The organism is Roseibium sp. RKSG952 (assembly GCF_009711355.1).
The window spans coordinates 1-18180 of sequence record NZ_SMMF01000961.1; the positions used below are offsets into that span (position 1 = coordinate 1).

Here is an 18180-nt window from a genome sequence, read left to right on the forward strand (position 1 = left end):
ATGTGCCGATGGTCCAAGACAATGCAAGGCAAGCTCTTCTAGTCGGCAAATTGCTCGGCGACTATTTCACCAAACCTGTCGAAAAACTTGGCCGAGAGCTTCTTCGCCGTACCCGCAATCAATCGACTGCCCAGCTGTGCAATTTTTCCGCCGATTTCAACCTTCGCTGTGTAAGACAGCACAGTTTCTTCCCCATCCGGAGAGAGAGAAACATCAGCACCGCCTTTGGCAAATCCCGCTGCACCTCCTTTTCCTTCACCAGTCAGGGAAAACTCTTCTGGCGCTTTGGAGTTGTCCAATGTCACTTCCCCGCTGAAGCGTGCTTTGACGGGGCCGATCTTCAACACGACCTTGGCCTCAAGATGCTCGGGAGAATGCTGTATCAATTCCTCACAACCAGGGATGCACTCCCGCAACACATCCGGATCGTTCAATGCGCGATACACGACATCTCGCGGGGCAGCGATGCGGATTTCGTCATTTAGTTCCATCTGAGGGTCCTTTTCTCAACAACATCTGGGATAAACGCGAAGCGCAGCTTCGGTCGCTTCTTCCGGGGTCATTTTGGGTTGCGCAGCCCTGAAGGCGCGCAACCAATCACGCCATTTTTTCATCATGCGAAGTCTCCTCGGATTTGTCTGAATTTCGCCAGAGGATAATTTCCGCAAGGATCGACAGTGCGATCTCATGCGGATCGATGGCGCGGATATCGAGACCTGCCGGTGATTTGAGCCGTTTGGTTTTTTCAAGGGCCAACCCCTGTGCGACCAGTCTATCGCACAACACCTGAGCCTTACGGCGGCTTGCAACCATGGACACCCGGCGTGCCGGAGTTTCCAAGGCAGCTTTCAACGCAGCGCCATCCCCCTGCCCCTGCGAGGCGACAACAACGAAGTCGCGCGGTTCGACGCCCAATGCGGTTACATCGTCAGGATCAAAGCTGACAAAATCTACCGAACTTTCAGAACCCCCAGGCAAACAAACGCGCAATCCGGTCAACACTGCATGAGACGCGAGAGCACGGGCTATCGGAGATTCTCCAAAAATAACCAGGCGCGGAGCGTGTTGATATGGCTCGATCAACAAATCGACTGTGCCACCTGATGGGCACCCGCTTTTGAAAGTCTGAACACCATCGGAATCTGCCATCGCCACCACCTTGTCCGAGGGTTTCACGCGGATCATTTTCGGAGTTCCACTCGCAAATGCTTCTTGTGCGGATGCACGAACGGCGCGCTGTACGCATGCACCGCCCAGATGGCCCAATATCCGCCCATCTCGCGTGATTGCCGCCTTACCGCCAGCTTTGGCCGAGGTGGCATCGGCTGTACGGAGGACCGTTGCCACACAAAAGGCGTCATCTTTGCTGCGTAACTCCTCAATCGTGTCGAAAATATCGAAACCTGCCATGGCCATGTCCTTTCACAGTTTTCGGAATTCGGTTTCCAACGCCGCCAACGCTGCCAGCGTGTTGGCGGGCAGATGCGCGTCTAAATAGGGCTCAGCCACCTGCATCGCAGCTGCGATGGGTTGATAGTCGCGCCAGCCTTTCAGCGGGTTCAGCCAAACGATCCGTCGCGCTTTTCGCCGTATCCGGGACAAAACATCTCCCAAGGCCTGCGGGTCAGAACTGCAATACCCGTCGGACAGGATCAGCACGATAGTACGGCCGTTCAAAGCCCGCGCGCCGTATCCGTTCAGAAAGTGCTCAAGACTGCCCGAAATGTCCGTGCCGCCGCCAAATCCCTCGGCCATCAGCGACAACCGCCCTGCCGCACGTATGGAGTCGTGATCGCGCAGCGCATCCGTGACGCGCATCAAGCGGGTGTGGAAGAGGTAGGCGTCCGCCTCTGTTCCACTGCCAATCAGACCTTTGAGGAAGGCCAGAAAAACCCGCGAATAGACCGTCATCGATCCACTGACATCGCACAGTGCCACGATCCGCATCGGACGAGGAGGTCGGGCGAGACGGTACAGGTCCATAGGTTCTCCGCCCCGCGCAAGGCTGGCCCGCTGTATGCGACGCATATCCAAAGCAGGGCCTCGCAGCGCCTGTTTGCGCCTGCGCGAGCGCCGGTCGCGAATAGCGCGTGCGATGGCGGTTGCGGCTTGTTCGGCCTGACGCAGCGCGTCTTCATCCATCAATTCACGCAAATCCCGGCGCGACAGGTTGGCCGTACGGGTTGCGATAAGCTTCCCGTCTCTCCCCACGGCCTCCCCATCATCGGTATCAGGTGCGGCGGCCTGGTCCGTACCCGTCTCGGTTTCCTGAGCATCCTGGTTTTCCTGCTGCCAGATCATCGGCCTTGCGGATTGAACCCGTACATGAGTCGTTTGGGCGGTTCCCGTGCGTTGCTTCTCTGAATTGTACCAATAGGCTTCGAACAGGTCATCGAACCGCCGCCAATCGTCGGCGTCGCCAGCCAGCAACACGCAAAGTGCCTGCTGGGCCTGTCTGACGTCCGTTGCCTCAACCGCCGCCAGCGCAGCCAACGCATCCGCCGTTTCAGCCGGTCCCACACGCATTCCGTTCATACGCAAATGTGCGATGAAGCCGGACATGCGATCCGCCAAACCAGACGCACGAGAGGGGAAACGGGTGAACTGCATTATGCCACCTTTCCGATCAGGCGATCCATCACTTCGGGCGGGGCAGCGTCATAGTCCGCGGCAGTTTTCAGAAGGCAAACAAGGGTCGCCTGAACCTCTTCACGAGATTGCGCCATATCGTTGACACCCAGCCCCGAAAGGGCCGCCGCCCAGTCCAGCATCTCGGCGATGCCGGGGGTCTTTTCCAAATCTTCTTTGCGGAGCGCCTGCACGACGCCAACAATCTGGCGCGCCAGCAGCCCTTCGACTTCGGGCATGCGGGCTTTCAGAATCGCCATTTCCGTTTCCCGCGACGGGTAGTCGAGGAAACTATACAGGCACCGACGCCGCAGCGCGTCCGACAGGTCTCGAGTGCCATTCGCCGTCAGGATCACGATGGGCCGCGAACGCGCCTTGATGGTGCCGAGTTCAGGAATGGTGATCTGAAAGTCAGACAGAATCTCAAGCAGGTAAGCCTCAAACTCCTCATCCGCGCGGTCGATCTCATCGATCAGCAGAACAGGCGGTTCTTCTTCGCTGATTGCTTCCAACAATGGTCGCTTTAGCAGATAATCATCAGTGAATAACTGCGCCTCGCTGGTGCCGCCCTGTGCCTCGCTTGCGCGAATAGCCAGCAACTGGCGCTGATAGTTCCACTCATAAATCGCGTGGCTGGCATCGAGCCCTTCATAGCACTGCAACCGGATCAACCGCGCCGCGCGCTTTGCTGCCAACGCCTTGGCGACCTCGGTTTTACCGACCCCAGCCGGGCCTTCCAGCAGCAATGGACGCCCAAGCGTCTGCGCCAGATGCAACGCCATAGCCAATCGGTCGTCGGCAACATAGCCCACCTCGGCGAGGCCTTGCTGTATGTCATGCAAGCTCATGCCATTCTCCCGGATTGCCGCCGCACCAAGTTTCGACGCGGCGGCTTTTCCTGTTAGACGTGCATTCCCAAACCGTTGGCGATCTTCCAGATACGCCAATGGTCATGCGGCATGTGGCTCTGAACAAGGCCAAATGGGCGGAATGCATCATGCACCGCGTTCGAGAACGCGGGCACTCCGCCGACATTCGGGCTCTCGCCCACGCCCTTGGCTCCGATCGGGTGATGTGGAGACGGCGTCACCGTATGATCGGTGGTGTAGTTGGGCGTCTCCCATGCCGTGGGCAGGAAGAAGTCCATCAGAGTGCCAGTCTTCACGTTGCCCATCTCATCATAGGCGATTTCCTGACCCATCGCGATGGCCAGCGCCTCGGTCACGCCACCATGGACCTGCCCTTCGATGATCATGGGGTTGATGCGGGTTCCGCAGTCGTCCAGCGCATAGAACTGCCGGACGTCCCATTCACCGGTATCCACGTCGATCTCCATGACACAAATATAGGCCCCGAACGGATAGGTCATGTTCGGCGGGTCATAGTAGCTGACAGCCTCAAGGCCGGGTTCCAGCCCCGGGATCGCCTGATTATAGGCAGCGAAAGCGATTTCCTTCATGGTCTTGAACCGCTCGGGCGCGCCTTTGACGGCGAAGCGATCCACATCCCATTCGACGTCGTCATCGTGGACCTCAAGCAGGTAAGCCGCGATCATCTGCGCCTTGGCGCGGATTTTGCGGGCGGCCATCGCCGTTGCCGCACCGGCCACAGGTGTCGACCGAGACCCATAGGTGCCAAGACCATAAGGCGCGGTATCAGTGTCGCCTTCTTCCAGCGTGATGTCATCGGCAGGCAGGCCAATCTCACTGGCGATGATCTGGGCAAAGGTCGTGGCATGGCCCTGACCCTGGCTGATCGTCCCCAGCCGCGCGATGGCGGAGCCGGTCGGGTGGATGCGGATTTCGCAGGAGTCGAACATACCCAGACCGAGGATATCGCAGTTCTTGACCGGTCCGGCCCCAACGATTTCGGTGAAGTGCGTTAGGCCAATCCCCAGCAGTTTACGCGTCTTGCCAGCCTTGAAATCATCGATCCGTTGCGCCTGTTCCGCCCGCAGACCTTCATAGTCCACGGCCTTCAGCGCCTTGTCCCACGCAGTGTGATAATCGCCCGAGTCATATTCCCAACCCAGCGCGGACTGATACGGGAACTGATCTTTCCGGATAAAATTGATCCGGCGCAGCTCGGCCGCGTCCATGTTCAGTTTGATGGCCAGAACCTCGATCATCCGTTCGATGAAATAGGCCGCCTCGGTCACGCGGAAGGAACAACGATAGGCAACACCGCCCGGTGCCTTGTTGGTGTAAACCCCATCCACAGCCAGATAAGCAGTCGGGATGTCATATGACCCAGTGCAGATGTTCATGAATCCGGCCGGGAATTTGGTCGGATCGGCACAGGCGTCAAATCCACCATGATCCGCCGTGGTATGACACCAGAGGCCAGTGATCTTGCCGTCCTTGGTCGCCGCGATCTTGCCCTGCATCCAGTAGTCACGCGCAAAGGCGGTGGACATCAGGTTTTCCATCCGGTTCTCGACCCATTTCACCGGTTGGCCGGTGACAATCGAGGCGACGACCGAGCAGACATAGCCGGCATAGGCACCAACCTTGTTACCGAAGCCACCACCGATATCGGGGCTGATCACCCGGATATTGTGTTCGGCAAGGCCAGAGATCAGCGACACAACCGTCCGGATCGCGTGTGGGGCCTGGAAGGTGCCATAGAGCGTCAGCTTGCCGGTGACCTTATCCATAGAAGCGACACAGCCGCAGGTCTCCAGCGGGCAAGGGTGGGTCCGATGGTAATAAACCATCTCTTCGGCCACGACATCGGCCTCACCCAGCACGGCTTCCGTCGCATCTTTGTCGCCCTGTTCCCAAGTGAAAATGTGGTTGTGATGCTTGCGCGGCCCGTGCGCGCCCTCGGTCTGACCCGCAAGGTCTTCGCGCAGGACAACGTCCGATTTCAGCGCCTCGAACGGGTCGGTCAGGACGGGTAGTTCTTCGTACTCAACCTCGACCAGTTCTGCCGCATCGGCCGCGATGTAGCGATTTTCGGCGACGACATAGGCGACTTCCTGGCCCTGAAACAGAACCTTGCCATCGGCCAGCACCATCTGCTTGTCACCTGCCAGCGTCGGCATCCAATGCAGACCCAGCGGAGCCAGATCTTCGGCGGTCAACACGGCAACCACACCCGGCACGGCCAGTGCGGCGTCCTTGTTCACACTGACAACGCGAGCGTGGGCGTAAGGCGAACGGACGAACGCGCCAAAAAGCATCCCGTCCAGTTTGATGTCATCGACGTAGTTGCCCTTGCCTTGGGTGAAGCGCACATCCTCGACGCGTTTGCGCGAGCTGCCCATCCCTTTGAGATTTGCAGCGCGTTCTTCGGGGGTCATGGTTTGATCGTTCATTCCGCAGCCTCCTTCTGAGCGTTCAGCATGTCAGCCGAGGCCGAGATCGCCTTGACGATGTTCTGATATCCGGTGCAGCGGCACAGGTTTCCAGCCATACCAAAGCGGATTTCTTCCTCGGTCGGGTTCGGGTTTTCCTGCAGAAGGCGATGCGCGCGGGTGATCATGCCCGGCGTGCAGAAACCGCACTGCAGCCCGTGATGTTCGCGGAACATCTCTTGCAGAACACCAAGGCTGCCGTCGTCATTGGTCAGGCCTTCGACAGTGGTAACATCGGCTCCGTTCACCTGCGCCACGAATGTCGTACAGGATTTGACCGACTTGCCATCAATATCCACGGTGCAGGCGCCGCAATGACTGGTTTCACACCCGATGTGGGGGCCGGTGATTTTCAGATCTTCCCGCAGGAAGTGGATTAACAGCGTGCGCGGCTCGGCCAGACCTTCGACCTGTTTGCCGTTCACGGTGAGTTTGACGTGCATTTTTGACATTGTTGTTCCTCCCCTCAACTCGCGCGGCTTTGCGCACGGTCGATGGCACGGCGCAGCATCACAGCGGCCACGTGTTTTTTGAATTCGACTGGGCCGCGATTGTCGGCCACCGGGTCGATTGCTTCAAGCATCGCGGCGACGCAGCCGCTGACGTCTCCGTCGGCCAGCGCATTGCTTGCGCTTTCGGACCAGACGGGCGTGTCCGCAAGATTGGTCATCGCGACCGAGGCCTGACCGTTGCCAACCATCACCGCAGCTGCGGCCGTCGCGTAATCGCCGATCTTGCGTTTCTGCTTCTCGTACGCCTGACCCACCCCGGAGCCTGGCACGGGGATCGAAATCCGGGTCAGGATTTCCTCATCCTCGCGCGCAGTGAAGTAAGCGGCCTCATAGAATTCCCGAGCCGCAACACTGCGGCTGCCATCAGGACCGGAAAGCTCGAATGTCGCGTTCAAACACTGCATCAGCCCTGGCATGTCGTTGCCCGGGTCGCCGTTGGCGACGTTGCCTCCGACTGTGCCCACATAACGCACCTGAGGGTCAGCGATCTGCAATGCCGCCTCTCGGATCAACGGAATGGCCGAAGCCAGACCGTCATGGGTGATCAGTTCATGCTGGGTCACCATCGCGCCAAGTGTCGCGGTATCAGCGCCGACCTCGATGCCCTTGAGTTCCTCAATGGCCTGCAGATCAACCAGATGACCCATCTCGGCCATGCGCAGCTTCATCATCGGGATCAGGCTGTGCCCGCCCGCGATCACACGCGCTTCATCTCCGTGTTCCTGTAAAATACCTATGGCCGAGGCGATGTCGCCTGGCCGGTGATACTCAAAACCGGCTGGTATCATGTTTTTCCTCCCTGGGTCCGGACGAAATGCCTTGGGGGACCTAGGGTAAGAAAAAGACGACGAGATCAGCCGTTCCAGCAGGCGGGAACGGGGCGCGTCGCTTGTTTCACGAGTTGCGAATAAGCTGCACGAGTTACGATCAGAGACCCAGTGCCTCTCGGACATCCGTTAGACGGGATCGGCTGACCGGAACCTTTGTCAACGCGTCGATTCCGTCGAAATAGCAGGTGCCATTATCCTTGTGTCGCTCGAAACTTGTCACATGTTTCGGGTTTACCAGATAACTACGATGCGCCCGCAGGAAGCCATCCGGTTTCAGGCGGCTTTCGGCTTCGGTAATCGACCAGGGGCAGAACAGCTTCTCGGACCCGATATAAAGAACGGTATAGTGCCCCTCGGCGCGGATGGCCGCGATCTTGCCGGATTCACTAAAGAACGTTTGCCCTTCTCGCTCGAAAGGGACACCCGCACGCATCTGAACTGGCGCGTTGGGTTCCGGCTCAGACGTGTCAGGTTGTGCTGCTACCTCTGTCTCAAATCCAAGGAAGGTAACACCTGTCAGAAGAAACGCCCCGCAGATCAGGAAAACTGCAATAGTAACGCCCATGGCAAGAACCTGGTTGTTCAGCGCAGGTCCGGCCCCACTGGCGTTATCACTGGCAACAAAATCAGTCAGACCGGTCGCCACAAAATGCATAGTAAACACGGCCAAACCAAAACAGACCGTTCCAAGCAGAATATTGCGCTGTGTCCGGTTGTCATAAGCAACCCAGATTGCAAGCACGGACAGCACTACAGAGGCGAGGGTCGCAATTACCACGTCGAGCGCATTGTAGACCGGTCGACAAAGCTCCATCCCCGCCATTCCGACATAGTGCATTACCACGATGCCCAGCCCGACAATAACACCGGCCCCCACAATGGTTGGCATGGTTCTGGGACGGAAATGTAATAGCAATAGTGCCAAACCAACCATCAGAATGGCAACCAAAGCTGAAATCAGGGTAACCAACGCGTCGTAGTAGAACAGGATCGGCAGCTGCAATCCCAGCATCGCAACAAAATGCATCGACCAGATGCCCCCGCCCAGAATGACGGCTGCAAGCGCAACAACGAACTTTCGCTTTTGGTTATCAAGTTTGGACGCGCCATGTGTCAGATAGAGGCCGGTAAACCCAGCCATCAGCGCCACGGCCAATGAGGCCGCCACGAGCCACGCGTTATGCGAATAGTCCAACATTATGGTATGCACGCCCTCCCCAGCGCGTGCATGAAGTTAGCAAACTGCAATTCATGGTACAATCTACTCTGATTGGACGGGATCAGCCTGTCTCTGGCTGGTAATGACGACCAATCGGGCCGTTCCGGTCATTAAGTGTTAGACCTCAAACTACTCAAAACCGATTGCGTAATAGCGGCCGTGTCGGCCACCCCACCCAAGTCCGGCGGCAGCAGCCCAGCTGACAAAACGTTATCCACTGCTCGCTCTATCGCACGCGCTGCGTGAAGATGCCCAAAGCCGTGCTCAAACATCATCGCCACAGACAGGATCGCGCCGATCGGGTTAGCGATACCTCGTCCGGAGATATCCGGCGCGCTGCCATGGGTCGGCTCGTAGAGCCCTCCCTTGACCGGATGTCCAGCCCGAACAGCGGCAGGAAGCGTCGCAGAAGGCAGCATCCCCAGCGATCCGGAAACCACAGCGATAAGATCCGAGATGAGATCCCCGAACAGGTTGTCGGCCAGCAGTACGTCAAAGTCCCGAGGCGCGCGCGCCACAGCAAAGAGTGCGTAGTCCATCAACAAATGGTTGAGCTCGATATCGGGATATTCGTCGTGCCCGATCCGCGCCACCGTTTCACGCCAGAGCTTGCCGCTCTCCATCACGTTGGACTTGTCCAGAGAGGTCACATACCCTCGCCGTCCGCGCGCTGCCTCAAAGGCACAGCGGGCGATGCGTTCAATTTCTGCCGTGCGGTACTCGCTGATCTCAAAAGCGCGGACTTGGCCGTCATTCAGCACCTCGCGCCCGCGAGGTTCACCATAGTAGATGCCGCCTGAATTTTCCCGAACAACCAGCAGATCAGCCCCCTCCACGACCTCTGGCCGATACGGTGTCTGCGGCAAGAGCGCCGACCAGGCACGCACAGGACGCAGGGCGTTGTACACGTCCAATTCGATCCGCAGACGGGTCAGGCCATCGGTTTCGGTAATGGGTCTGTCAATCCTGATGTCGTCCCATTCCGGCCCGCCCACTGCGCCGACCAGAATAGCGTCCGCGGCCCGCGCCTTGGCGACGACCGCATCCGTGCAGAACGTTCCATGCACGTCCCAGGACGCACCGCCAAGAAGATCTTCGCCGATGTCGACCGCGACATCGAATTGATTGGCAGCCTGGCGCAACACCTCCAGCCCGCTGGCGACAACCTCGGGGCCAATGTGGTCACCGCCAAGAGCGAGCACCTTGAATGGGCCATTCATCCCGCCATCCCCTGCTGCAGCACCATATGCATGGCATCGGAGTCCAGGTCCCGCTGAAGCAGACGCAGGCTGGAATGAAAGTCGTCCAGATCGACCGATGATGTCAGGACTGCACGCGGCGGCGTTTCAGGCGTGAACCCGGTTCGACCGTGCAACAGCCGCTGATTGTCAAACAACAGCCCTTCTCCCGCCTTCAGATCCAGCGTGAGGCGCAGATCGTCACTATACAGCAGGTCAAAGAGCCTCTTCAGAGCGCGGTACGCCAGGGCCACCTGATCCGCGGGAACATCCAGCGGAGAGATTTGCCGCTCGTTCATCCGTACACCGCAAACCTCACCCTGATCATCCCGCTGAATGATCGGTAAACGGGATTTGTACCAGCGCATGTTGCCATGGCTGTTGTCACCGGGGTCAAAGCGCTGGCACGTCACCCGCATGTTACAGAGCAGATCAAAGTCCTCGGGCCACTTCTCCTTCAGGCGCCGGACGGCTTCGAACCCGTCAACCAGCATCGAAGCGCCTCCGTTCGAACTGGGTCGCAGAACCTGAAACACAGTGATGCCAATCGCGGCATAGCGATACGGTTCGTCCACATGCGGATCTAACGGACCGCTAGTATCACCAACATTGGTCACGGTCTTTTTCTTTTTCAGCGTATAGGTGCCGTAATGTGTTTGTCGCTGCGCCCCTACCAGTTGGATCATTCGCTGGCTTTCGGCCTGATCGGTGGGCGCGTCCACGATCTTGCAAAACCCATAGTCCCGCACAGTTTCAAGGATTTTCAAACGGGCGGTCGAATCAGCCTCGGCCTCGGTCAGCGATCCAATCGGAAGATTGTCGCCAAGAGTTCTGTCCCACAGGATTGGCTGCACCCGCCTGCGGGCACGCTCGGCGTCAGAGTAGCAGTGATTGCGCAGCCAGCGCGCGCCATATTCGGATCGATGTCCGTCTGGCCAGATCACGTGAACGGAACTGCCCTCCACCCCGACACTCTGGATCGAGATCCCTTCGTCGATGTGATGTAGACGAATCCCGCGAACACCGGTCTCCGGAGTGCCGCAGTCCGGGCACCAACATTGATGCCGCAACCAGATGGGATGAAACCGGCTTTCGTGGCCGTCTTCCCAGACTACGTTCAAATGGCCATTTTCGGTGGCGGCGGAGCGAATGCTGTGGCGGGCGGTTGGCATTGGTCTGTTCCCTGTGGGTTTCCTGTCTGCAATAAGGACTACTTCGATTTTGTTTGACAAATTCGAATTCAACACAGGAAGATTGAGCTAAGCTCACTTATGGAATTCACATGCTGGCCGATCCCAAAGACCCCTCTTATCTAGGTGCCTTGGTCTATTTTCATCATGCCGCCGAAAGCCTGAGCTTTTCCCGCGCGGCTCAAATCCTGAACGTGACACCCTCGGCTGTCAGCCACCGCATTACGGCGCTTGAAAACGCCATTGGAAAACGGTTGTTCGAGCGTCGCGTGCGAGAAGTCAGACTCACGCAGGATGGCGCCGAGCTGGCGCGTGCTACCGCAGTGATCTGGAATGAACTCAAAGAAATCACTGGCAAATTAACGACCCAGGAGGTGCTGCGCGTCTCGGTTGGACCTTATCTGTCATCGCAGTGGCTGCTACCGAGGATCGGCGCGTTCGAGGCCCAGCATCCCGGATTGCGAGTGGATTTGATCCATGTGATCGGGCAGCCGGATGTGCGCTTGGCAGATGTTTCGATCACATGGGCCCAATTGGATGATCCTGCGACCGGAACAACTCTGCTTTTTAACACCAAAGCTGTCCCTGTTGCAGCACCCGGTCTGAACGTCGGTGAAAATTTCTGGGAAGGTAAGCTACCACCAATTCACTACCGTGATCGCACCGCATGGCGCCACTGGCTTTCTGCTACAGGTGCTCCAGCGGAATATGCTGAACGCGGGGAAGTACTGGAAGAACCACACATCGTTCTCGAAGCTGCAGCATTTGGGCGGGGGGTTGCGATCGGATTTTTACCGTTTGTTGACAAGTTCTTCGAACAAGGGCGGCTCGTTCACGTAGGAACAAAGTCTGTCCGCTCCAACCGGGGCTACCGGCTTGAGGTTAACTCTGATGCTCAACCAATGGCCAACCTATTCGCTGATTGGGTAAGGAGCCGAGCAAAAGAGAAATTGAGTTAGGCGGCATGACAGAATTCTTTTGTAGTAGCGGATTGTCTCTATCGGTGCCCCGCCATGCCTTGATGCTTCACCAACCGCGGTTATGCGAACATTTTTCATATCAACCCTCAGCTACTAGGGGATGCATAGCAGCACGAATGGGAGCAAGCGCCACGGGCTCAAGCTGCACCTTGATTGGCGCAATGGGCCTGTTTGCACTTGTGCGTCCTTCTCACTGCAGGTCGCCTATTGCCGTTTAGATCATCGGCCAGGGCAGAGGTTGGCTGGATGTGTTCGGAAAGATTGCGGCAGCGAATTCCTACCTGCTCGCCATAGTCTTTATCATGGTGCTGATTGCTTGAGTATTGGAAATACATAAAGAAAACATTGGCGCATCTAAATGGATACGCTCACTGAAACCAGTATACCAACTGCCTTGACCTAGATTATCGTGTTCTACGAAGCCCGTATTCACGTCTGTCTCGTATCTCCAAAGTGACAATATGAATGACCTGAATGTGACCCTAGAAAGTAAAATCACTTGTTCTGAGTGCGGCCATTCAACCGTCGAAACCATGCCTACCGATGCGTGCCAGTGGTTCTACGAGTGCGCTGCTTGCCGCACCATTTTGAAGCCGTTGCCCGGGGATTGCTGCGTTTTCTGCTCTTATGGGACCGTCGCCTGCCCACCGATCCAAGAGGGAAAGAGTTGTTGTGGGTGATCCTCGCCATGAGATCACGCCCGTCCTCAAAGCTATCACTACAGCTTACTGAAGAACCCGTTATATCGGATGATGAACGCTCAAATGTATCCGGGTTTCGGATCACGTGCGCGATTTCAAGACCCGCCTAGGATGCCGACGCAGATGTAAAGGACTGAAACCCGAACACCAAATATCGGTTCCGCTCGATGCTCGGTTTCACCCGCGCTCAGCCATGTCCAGCCTAGCTGATCGAACTCGTTAAACGGCGATCACTAGAACAATCAGAAACAGCAGTGTCATGACACCGCCCACTTTTGAGAAGTCTGCAACAGAGTATCCACCCGGTCCCATGATCAGTGCGTTGACCTGATGGGTTGGGATCAGGAACGAATTTGAGGTCGCCAACGCCACGGTAATTGCAAATAGCGCGGGATCGGCGCCCAAACCGATTGCGACATTCACTGCCAAAGGCACCAGAAGAACTGTTGCGCCGACATTGGACATCAACAGTGTGAACACGGTCGCAAGCGCAGCAATCGCGGCCTGAGACACCCAGATCGGGGCGTCGCCAAGAAGTTTTAGCACTTGCTGTGCAATCCACTCAGCCGTTCCTGTCGACTGCACGGCGACCCCGAGAGGTATTAGGCTGGCCAGCAGGAACACCGTGCTCCAACTGACGGCGCTGTAAGCGTCATCTATCGTCAGAACGCGACTGACGATCATACCCGCGGCCCCGACAAGCAGGCAGATCGACAACCGCAAATCCGAAAATAGTACCAGCCCAAGTGTGATCGCAAAGAACAACAAAGCCCAACCTACTTTCTGAGGAACCAGTTCCTCGTGTGGAAAATCCGAGGTCACGACAACAAAATCCCGGTTCTTTTCTAACCTCACAAGCGCGTCCCACGGCGTGTGGCACACCAGCGTGTCACCAGCCAGATACGGAATTTCACCAATATCTTCCTGGTCGCTGGAAAGCGTCTCACCGCCCCGGTAAATCGCCAGCGGGGCCAAGCCATAGACTTTGCGCAGCCAGCTTGACCGCCCCGTTTCGCCGATCATACCGGACCCCGGAGGAATCACGACCTCGGCAATACCTGCTTTACCCGGCTCCAAAGCATCTGAAAACCGATCCAGCTTTTTCAGCGCGGAAAGACCATACCGCGCCGTGAATTGTTTCAGCGTTTCAGCATCCGCAATGACCGCCAACGCGCCTGGAACTTCGATAACCATGTCGCGCGGCGGTGCCATGATGGTGTTTGCACCCTGTTGAACAGCAATGATCTGGATATGGTTGCTGCGCTGGATTTCATCGACCGTCTGCCCCGCAAGTTCGTGTTCTTCTGGCAGCGTCAATTCATGGATTGTTCCAACAATCCCGTAGGTTGCGTTGAGATAGTCTTCGACGCTGAGACCCTCGGCACCGCCAACATCCTGCCTTGTCGGCAACAGAAAGCGGCCAATCACGGTAAAATAAACAAGTCCGGTCACGACCAATGCTGCACCCACTGGCGTGACATCGAACAGGCCAAAGGTCTCCATCTGTTGCTCAGCAGGCAGCGAGTTGTTGATAGTCAGGATAAGATCATTGAGCAGGATCAGGGGTGACGATCCAACCATTGTCATGGTCCCGCCCAGAATGGCGCAAAACCCCATCGGCATCAGAAGCCGCGACATTGACAGGCCGGATCGCACCGAAATGCGCGACACGACCGGCAGAAACAAGGCCGCGGCGCCGACGTTCTGCATGAAGGATGAGATTGCGCCCACAATCGACGAAATCAGCAACATGATCCGGGTCTCTGTTGCACCGCCCACGCGCATGATCCAGCGGGCCACATGTGACAGGACACCGGTCCGATCCAGCCCGGCGCCGATGATCATGACGGCAATGATTGAAATCACCGCGTTACTTGCAAAGCCGTCAAACAGATGCCGGGGATCGGCAAGACCCTGCAGTCCGGGTATGGCCGAAAGCACTCCCAAGGTGACCATGATCAATATAGCTGCCACATCGACCCGAACGATCTCAGAGACGAAGAGGAAGACGGTTACGCCTAACAGGATCAATACGACAATCATTTCTGTCGTAAGGCCGAAGGTCTCCATTACATAGTCCTACCTAGGCTTGAAACCGAGAGTTGACCCGTGGGAGCGGGTTCAGCGAGGCGGCACCCCAAGAAGAAGAGCTCACCGGAAAGTCAGGCGAGGGCCAAGTCTTGAGGATTTCAGGCATTCCGTGCATGCCGCGTACGAACAGCATCATGCAGTGGCCGTGGATTATTACAGCGATCAATGGCTCCGTTGCGCACGAAATACCCCCGATCCACATCAACCAGAGTGTCACAGAAAACACGCGTATTCCTGAGCTTCGCGCGGGTGTCCATCGCTTCAAGGACCCGCGCAACCGTTGCGTTATCATCCACGTGCGGTACGGCTGGGTTGTCGCCGGCGACCCTCAGGTGCACCGATGCTTTCAAGCCGAGGGCCGCGACTGCGCGATCTGCAGTATCCAACTTCTGGCTGACCGGATCACTGTTGCCGAGACGAAAAACAGCGCCGACAACGCCGCAAGGCTTTGGTAGCGCAGCAAGGAAGGCAAGTTGTTCGGATTCCTGGGCGTTGAACCCGTGATTGATAACATGGAAATACGTACCTTCGGCCTTGATATCGTCCTTTTTACGCATCCGGGATATGTAGATTGGCAGGCCAGTCGCGGCGTGAGCTTTGACCAGTGCATCAGTCGCTGGCCCCACATCGCTCCAGTTCAACGTGATTTCCCAATCGGTCAGTTTGTCCGCTTCGGAAGTGATCATATCCAGGTGTTTCTCCGGAACACCAAATCCGAACAGAGTAATCCGGAACCCAAGATGCTTCAGCACACCAATCCGTGCTCGTCGTGCAGGATCGAGAAGGTCGTGCAGAGGGATACGAATATCGCGCACACCCATCTCTTGCAGAGCTAGCAGGTGGTAGTCGTTGCGCACAGGTTTTCGATCGAACTCATCCAGTCCACCACTGGGCAGCACTTCCGAGATTTCGGCCCAATTCTGACGCAGGTCGAAACCGATCAGCGGGTTGGTGTTTTCCCGTGGTTCCGGCGCGAGCTTCAACATCTTGCCTACGGGTTTTTCACCCCGAGCAAGTTCCGACCCATTTGTCCGAACAAACTTGGTGACGTGTCCGTTCTCGTAAACGTTCACCACAAAGTACCCCAGCTTGGCCGCATCATTGCGGCCGAATTCGCTGCCATCGGGCGGAATGGCGCGCAGCATTTCCGAGTAATCCTGCCGGACAAAGCTGGTCGCCGGGGCAAGGTAGAAATCTGTCTCGCCGTAGCGGTCATACCAAAAGTTATGGGCATGACCCGAGAACATGGCCTCGACCCCATGCTTTTCGAGCAAACCCAACAGCCAGCTCCTGCCCGGCTGATCGGTGTTGTCATAATGGTCAAGCTCATCCGGGGAACACAGATAGGCCGGGTGGTGGAGCATCAGCATGACGCGCTGACCTTGTGCGGCCGCAAACTCGGTCTCGACCCAGTTTTTTTGATCTTCCTCTGCCTGCAGACCGGAATTTATCAACTGCGCATTCAATAGAATGAAGCGAACGCCACCCTTTTCGAAGCTTTGGTAATGTGCGCCGAACTCACCTTCCCATGCGTTGATCATCGCCGACGTGGTCGGGCTTGCCGGCCCGCCACTAATCGGAGTGTCTCCGATATCGTGATTGCCCGGCAGCACATGGATCGGAATCGTCAGGTCAGACACGATCGCGCGGTAGGCATTGGCAGCCTGCGCATACAGCGCTCCGGTTTCGGGGACCGGATGAAGCAGATCGCCGAGGTGGACGACAAAGTCCACCTCTCTGCGATTGATGTCCGCGATGACATAACGAAAGCGTCTATTGGCGCGTGCGTTTACCGGAAAAGGCGAATTGCACTTGTCTTCATCCGGATTGACATGCGTATCCGATATCACTGCAAAACTGTATGCAAAGCGCCCCAGACCAGCATTGTCTGCGTTAGCCATGGTCTTGTCCTTGTCTTTGAGATTATCCGCCAGTCGTCAGCACTGATACCTGTCCCGTGCGTGAGGCACGTATACGGGAGCGAATGAGCACAAAGATCGACAAGGCCGTGAGCAACCAGAAAAGCCAGCAAATCGCGTTCCTGACAAAGATCGACAGGCTCCCGTCAGACAACAGTAACGATTGGCGGAAGTTGTCCTCAAGAAGCGGTCCAAGAACAAAGGCGATCAAGAACGGCGCGACCGGGATATCCAACCGAAGCATCGCGAAACCAACGAGGCCCATGCACAGCATGACCAGAATATCGAACAGGTTGTTGTTCACCGCATAAGCGCCATAGACACACAGCGTGAAGACAATCGGGTAAAGGATGCGGTTCGGGATCAGGGCAACACGGCTGAAAGTCTTGATGGCAACCTTGCCCACGATGAACAGATAGGCCGAGCTGAGTAGGATACCCATAAACAGCGCGTAAATCATCGGGAGGTTCTCAGCGAAGAGAATGGGTCCCGGACGCAACCCGTGGATCATGAACGCACCCAGGATCACTGCCGTGATCACGTCACCGGGAACACCCAGCGCCAACAGCGGGATCATCGTCGCGCCGGCCACGCCGTTGTTCCCCGCCTCTGCTGCGGCGACGCCCTCTGGCTCACCTTTACCGAAGTTTTCCGGGTGCTTTGAGTTTCTGCGCGCTTCGCTATAGCTCAGGAAAGCGGCCGGGGCGCCACCGATACCGGGAATGGCCCCCAGAATTACACCGATGAAACTGCCACGGATGACCGATTTCAGAGTCTTGCGAAACTCGGCAAAGCTTGCACCGCTACCCAGTTCCTGACGTTGCGCTCCCGGAGGGCGAGGCCGACGCGTGGCGCGGTCAAGGATTTCAGGGATCGCGAACAGGCCGATGAGCACCGGAATAAAGTTCAGCCCGGACATCAGTTCATAATTGCCAAAGATGAACCGGTTCGTACCGTAGATGAGATCAAGTCCAACGGTGGCGAGCATCAGGCCCAGGCAGGCGGACAGGATACCTTTGGTCAGGCTGGGTCCCGCAACACCGGCGATGATCGTCAGGGAAAAGACGATCAGAGTGAAGAACTCCGGCGGCCCAAAACGCAATGCGAAGGTTGCCAGAAAACCAGCGAACATGATCAGAGCGATGTTTGAGATCAAATCGGCCACACAGGATGCGTAAAGCGCAATATCCAACGCCTTTCGCGCCTGCCCCTTCTGCGCCAGTGGATAACCATCCAGAATGGTACAGGACGCAGCCGGAGTCCCGGGTGTCTTGATCAGGATTGCGGTCAGGGACCCGCCATACAAACCGCCCTTGTAAACACCCAACAATAATAGAATGCCGGTCACTGGCTGCATCGTGAATGTAAACGGCAGGGCCAGAGCCACACCCATAGGTGTGGTCATCCCCGGTATTGCACCAATGATGGTGCCGATCAAAACACCGATGCCGATCACCAGAATGTTTTCAAAGCTAAGGAATAGCTGAAAAGCTGTAGAAATATTCTCGATCATG

Annotated in this window: 15 protein-coding genes; 2 read left to right on the plus strand and 13 right to left on the minus strand. The window is 57.0% G+C overall.

Annotated features, from left to right (window positions below; all coding sequences use genetic code 11):
- Window positions 1-38: 38 nt before the first annotated feature.
- The 10 genes from E1297_RS42660 to E1297_RS42705 all read right to left on the minus strand — a co-directional run bounded on the left by E1297_RS42660 (window position 39) and on the right by E1297_RS42705 (window position 10957).
- Window positions 39-491: a CoxG family protein gene (locus E1297_RS42660; protein ID WP_155149192.1), complete on the minus strand. Its 453-nt coding sequence runs from the start codon at window positions 489-491 to the stop codon at window positions 39-41.
- 106 nt (window positions 492-597) lie between these two features.
- On the minus strand, window positions 598-1410 hold the full coding sequence (locus E1297_RS42665) for an XdhC family protein (RefSeq protein WP_155149193.1): 813 nt from the start codon (window positions 1408-1410) through the stop codon (window positions 598-600).
- A 12-nt stretch (window positions 1411-1422) separates the two neighbouring features.
- Window positions 1423-2610: a VWA domain-containing protein gene (locus tag E1297_RS42670; RefSeq protein WP_155149194.1), complete on the minus strand. Its 1188-nt coding sequence runs from the start codon at window positions 2608-2610 to the stop codon at window positions 1423-1425.
- The gene (locus E1297_RS42675) at window positions 2610-3476 is read right to left on the minus strand and encodes a MoxR family ATPase (protein ID WP_155149195.1); all 867 of its coding nucleotides are present in this window, start codon (window positions 3474-3476) and stop codon (window positions 2610-2612) included. The genes E1297_RS42670 and E1297_RS42675 overlap by 1 nt, the downstream gene beginning before the upstream one ends.
- Window positions 3477-3529: 53 nt before the next feature.
- Window positions 3530-5947, minus strand: a complete 2418-nt coding sequence (locus tag E1297_RS42680) for an aerobic carbon-monoxide dehydrogenase large subunit (protein WP_155149196.1) — start codon at window positions 5945-5947, stop codon at window positions 3530-3532.
- Window positions 5944-6438, minus strand: coding sequence for a (2Fe-2S)-binding protein (locus E1297_RS42685; protein ID WP_155149197.1), 495 nt, complete (start codon window positions 6436-6438; stop codon window positions 5944-5946). Before E1297_RS42685 ends, E1297_RS42680 begins: the two co-directional genes overlap by 4 nt.
- 14 nt (window positions 6439-6452) lie before the next feature.
- Window positions 6453-7286, minus strand: coding sequence for a xanthine dehydrogenase family protein subunit M (locus E1297_RS42690; RefSeq protein ID WP_155149200.1), 834 nt, complete (start codon window positions 7284-7286; stop codon window positions 6453-6455).
- Window positions 7287-7425: 139 nt separating this feature from the next.
- Entirely contained in the window at window positions 7426-8526 is a 1101-nt protein-coding gene (locus tag E1297_RS42695; RefSeq protein ID WP_155149202.1) for an MHYT domain-containing protein, read from the minus strand.
- 131 nt (window positions 8527-8657) lie between these two features.
- Window positions 8658-9767 (minus strand): 3-isopropylmalate dehydrogenase, encoded by a 1110-nt coding sequence (gene leuB, locus E1297_RS42700; protein ID WP_155149203.1) that lies wholly within the window; start codon window positions 9765-9767, stop codon window positions 8658-8660.
- Complete coding sequence (locus tag E1297_RS42705; protein WP_155149205.1) at window positions 9764-10957, minus strand: TauD/TfdA family dioxygenase; 1194 nt, start codon at window positions 10955-10957, stop codon at window positions 9764-9766. The genes leuB and E1297_RS42705 overlap by 4 nt, the downstream gene beginning before the upstream one ends.
- A gap of 110 nt (window positions 10958-11067) precedes the next feature.
- Here E1297_RS42705 and E1297_RS42710 point away from each other — a divergent pair, with 110 nt between their 5' ends.
- A complete protein-coding gene (locus tag E1297_RS42710) occupies window positions 11068-11934 on the plus strand; it encodes a LysR family transcriptional regulator (protein WP_155149207.1) in 867 nt (288 codons plus the stop codon).
- A gap of 482 nt (window positions 11935-12416) precedes the next feature.
- Entirely contained in the window at window positions 12417-12635 is a 219-nt protein-coding gene (locus E1297_RS50595) for a GDCCVxC domain-containing (seleno)protein (RefSeq protein ID WP_244328095.1), read from the plus strand.
- A 240-nt stretch (window positions 12636-12875) separates the two neighbouring features.
- On the opposite strand, the gene E1297_RS42715 is transcribed toward E1297_RS50595, so the two are convergent.
- The 3 genes from E1297_RS42715 to E1297_RS42725 all read right to left on the minus strand — a co-directional run bounded on the left by E1297_RS42715 (window position 12876) and on the right by E1297_RS42725 (window position 18179).
- The gene (locus E1297_RS42715) at window positions 12876-14726 is read right to left on the minus strand and encodes an SLC13 family permease (protein WP_155149208.1); all 1851 of its coding nucleotides are present in this window, start codon (window positions 14724-14726) and stop codon (window positions 12876-12878) included.
- A 119-nt stretch (window positions 14727-14845) separates the two neighbouring features.
- Window positions 14846-16648, minus strand: a complete 1803-nt coding sequence (locus E1297_RS42720) for a metallophosphoesterase (RefSeq protein ID WP_155149210.1) — start codon at window positions 16646-16648, stop codon at window positions 14846-14848.
- Window positions 16649-16670: 22 nt separating this feature from the next.
- Complete coding sequence (locus E1297_RS42725; RefSeq protein ID WP_155149212.1) at window positions 16671-18179, minus strand: tripartite tricarboxylate transporter permease; 1509 nt, start codon at window positions 18177-18179, stop codon at window positions 16671-16673.
- Window position 18180 lies beyond the last annotated feature (1 nt).